The following is a 3,892-nucleotide window of genomic DNA, read 5'->3' as shown; positions in this document are numbered from 1 at the left end:
CTGCGGTCATGCTTCGCCCCTACCGATATATTCGACTTGCGTGAGAGGCACCCACTCCTCGGAAAAAGCAGGACTGAAGTCCTCACTACAAACCTTATACAATCTGTTCGTAGTGAGGACTTTTGTTCTCGGAAAAAGCAGGACTGAAGTCCTCACTACAAACCTTGTAAAATCTGTTCGTAGTGAGGACTTTTGTTCTCGGAAAAAGCAGGACTGAAGTCCTCACTACAAACCTGTTTTTTAGCCCGTATTCCGCATCCCGGCGGCAATACCATTAATCGTCAGCAGAGCTCCCCGCAACAACTCACCCTTGCTGTAACGCGAGTGAATCACACCGGGTACTCCGCCAGTACCATGTTGCCGCAATCGCTTCAGCAGTGAAACCTGCAACAAACCCAAAGGCACAATTGTGGCATTTCGTAATTGCACAGAACGCTGAAGCGATGGATCTCCATCCAACAAACTCTGGTGTCCGGTAATAGTTAAAACCAAATTACGAATCAAGTAGAATTCGGCAGCAATTTGCTCGAATAAAGCCTTAAATCGCTCTCTGTCTGCCGGTAACGCCAACTCCCGCACGTAGTGTTCTGCAATCTGCAAATCCACCTTCGATAATGTCATTTCTACCTTGGAAATTACCATTCTAAAAAACGGCCATTTCAAGTAAAAATACTGCAAAAGTTTCATGTGTTCTTCCGGTTCTTCCAGCAAATACTCTTGTAAAGCTGTGCCGACACCATACCAAGAAGGCAGCAAAAAGCGGCTTTGAGTCCAGCTAAACACCCACGGAATTGCTCGCAAACCGCTGATGTCTTTCTTCCCGCCGCGACGGGCTGGGCGAGAACTAATTTGCAACTGACTGATTTCTTGAATCGGGGTAACGTGGTGGAAGAAATCTACTAAATCTGGCTGTTCGTAGATTAAATTACGGTAGTGCGATCGCGATTTCGCCGATAACTCTTCCATAATCTCGTTCCAAGAGTCGATGCCATCGAAACCTGTATGCAGCAAACTAGCTTGAATTACCGCCGCCGCCACGGTTTCTAAATTGTAAAGCGCCAACTCCGGCAAAGAATATTTAGAAGCCAAAACCTCGCCTTGTTCGGTAATCTTAATTCGCCCGCTGATACTCTTTCCGGGCTGAGCCAAAATCGCTTTGTAAGCAGGCCCGCCGCCTCGCCCTACCGAACCGCCACGGCCGTGAAAAATTCGCAATTCTACTTCGTGCTTTTCCGCAACCATTTGCAAAGCTTTTTGAGCTTTGTGAATTTCCCAATTGCTGCTGAGGAAACCCGAATCTTTATTACTGTCCGAATAGCCCAGCATCACTTCTTGCAATTTGATTTTTCGGATTGGACAGTCTAGATTTTGTTCGCTTGGTTTGGCTGTTTCTTGGGCGTATCCTCCGGCTAATAAAGCCCGATAAACTGGCAGTTCAAATGCCTCCTGCATTACTTTTGGCGCTTTTTTCAAGTCTTCCACTGTTTCAAACAATGGGACTACTTGAATGCTGCTAATTCCGGTCGCTGGATCGTAAAGTCCTGATTCTTTTGCTAGCAACAAAACCGCCAGCATATCGCTGAGGTCGTGGGTCATGCTGATGACGTAGGTTTCGCAAATTTCCGGGCCGAACTCCTGGTGCATTTGCCGCAATATGCGGAAGGTATTAATTGTCTCGCAAGTTTTGGGAGAAAATGGCAATTCTGCGGGAATTAATGGGCGGCGAGTTTGCAGTTCTGTTGCTAGCCATATCACTCGATCGCCTTCAGACATTTCATTGTAAAGCTTGGGCAAAATTTGCAAGTATTCAGCAATTTCGCTCAAAGCGTCGGAGTGTACTGTTGACTCTTGGCGGATATCTAGGTAAGCCAAATTAAATCCGTAGATTTCTACTTGGCAGAGCAGATTTTCCAAGTCCCGACAGCTTAAACCGGTTTCGATTAAATTGTGCTCGATGAGCTGCAATTCGGTCAAAAACTCGGTTCCCGATCGATAAAGGCCGCTCATTCCGGGATGTTCCGACAAGGCTTCGCGCTCCCGTTGTAACTCGTCTCCTTTGTAGAGGCGCCAGTTGCGATCGCGCGTATTTTCCAGTCGCTGGAGTACGTAGGCGAGTTTCAACCGATAGGGCTCTTGACGGTAGCGGATCGCCCACTGCTCGTAAACCTCGGGAAATTCTGATTTGTCGCGATCGAGCGATTCGAGCAATTCTGGCAATACGTCGCTCCAGTGCAGCGACAAACTCAAAAGTTCGTTCAACCGCTTCACCGCATTGATGTACTTGCACAGCACTAAATGGCGTTGATAGCAAGCAGTTTGCCAAGTAACTTTTGGGGTGACAGAAGGATTCCCGTCTCTGTCGGAGCCCACCCAAGAACCGAACTTGCAAAAATTGTAACTAGGTGGTTTCAGGTAAGGGAAAGAAGCGTGCAGCGCTTGCTTTAAGCGTTGGTATAGCTCGGGAATAGCATCAAACAGCACTTCGTCGAAGTAGTGCAGGGTGTATTCCACCTCGTCAAGTACAGTCGGTTTGAACTGGTGCAGTTCGTCAGTGCGCCACCAAAGGCGAATTTCTTCCATGAGTTGCTCTTGGAGAGCCGCAGCTTCCCAGGAAGACACCGGGTAGGGGCTTTCTGAGTCGGCCCCGAGTACCTGAAATTTCTCGTCAACTTGGTCTAGCTTTTGGAGAATCTTCGCCATCCGCCGCTGCTTGGTGCGGATCGTGTTGCGGACAATTTCCGTCGGGTGGGCGGTGAATACTAAGCGGATGTCTAACTGATCGATCAAGCGCTGGATTTGCTGGCTGGGTACGTTCAAGCGCAGTAGCATCGGGAACAGTTGGTGAAATGTTCCGGCGTCTTTGGCGATCGCCTCGCTGCTGTCTACCTTGCTCAGAGCTGTTTGGGCCGGGCCTTCCCTGTGCCGCGGGCGATCGGGCGCATCCGTTGCTTGTCCCGGCAGCTTAGCAAACATCCGCCCGCCAGCATCGTTACTGCCAGTGTAAGCTAGCTGTTGGTCTCGTTGTTCGTAGTGCTGTTCGACAATGTTGATTAACTGAAAATATAGTGCAAAAGCACGAGCGGCGCGGATGGCGGCGTTGAGATCGAGCTTTTCGATTAGCTGTAGGACATTCGACTCGCGAAAGTGAGTGGCTTGTCCCTCGGCCGAATTGACCGATCGCATTTGTTGGAGCAAATCCACCAATTCCTGCCCGCACTCCTGTCGCAGCACCGATTCCCACAAGTCCTCTACTACTTTGAGGCGATTGCGTAGAAACAGGTCTGATTTTGAGTAAGGGGCAGAATGGGGAATAGATGGTGTATCAATAGCCTGTTCTGAAGACTGGAGGACTGAACTCATCGGGCTGTTCCTCAAATAGCTGCGGGTGTCTAGAAAATTGTATTGTTTAGTTTCACCTAAAACATTTTTATTTGCAGTCAAATTTGAGACATCTGATACAATTTGCGATTTGTGCTTGCGGATGACTCATGACGATCGTGCTTTGGAGCTCGGGGTCTCCCTTTCCTGGTGTTTTAAACTTCCCCGACCTGCTTGCGCGATCGGTCGGGGATTTCAGTAGCCCTAGAACGTGTTGCTCCAATGAGCAAGCAAGTCCTGAGCCTCCAGGCTGGTCTAAAAGCAGCCCCAATACAGAAATATTCTTAGCTCCATTCTCATCAGCATCACCAACCCAGCCACAATGACCACACCTAAACTTCTTGCCACTTCTGTATGATTCACCTCTAACGGGGTTAGGAACTGTAACTTAATTTATGGACAAAGCTACCCATCCTTGACTATTTGGGTAGCTTTTTGAGCAAATTGTGGCCGCACGAGACTATTTGCCCCTGGTTCAATTTGTTTTTGCCCCCGTGCCATTGGATGACAGATG

General features: G+C 48.7%; 1 protein-coding gene. It reads right to left on the bottom strand.

Going from position 1 to position 3,892, the window contains the following annotated elements; translation table 11 throughout:
* Positions 1-240 precede the first annotated feature (240 nt).
* Positions 241-3,360, bottom strand: a complete 3,120-nt coding sequence (ppc, locus tag JGK22_RS32670) for a phosphoenolpyruvate carboxylase (protein WP_293193959.1) — start codon at positions 3,358-3,360, stop codon at positions 241-243.
* Positions 3,361-3,892: the final 532 nt, after the last annotated feature.

The sequence above is a fragment of the Microcoleus sp. PH2017_08_TRC_O_A genome (assembly GCF_020738665.1).
Classification (GTDB): domain Bacteria; phylum Cyanobacteriota; class Cyanobacteriia; order Cyanobacteriales; family Microcoleaceae; genus Microcoleus.
This window is presented reverse-complemented; position numbering and strand designations above follow the sequence as displayed.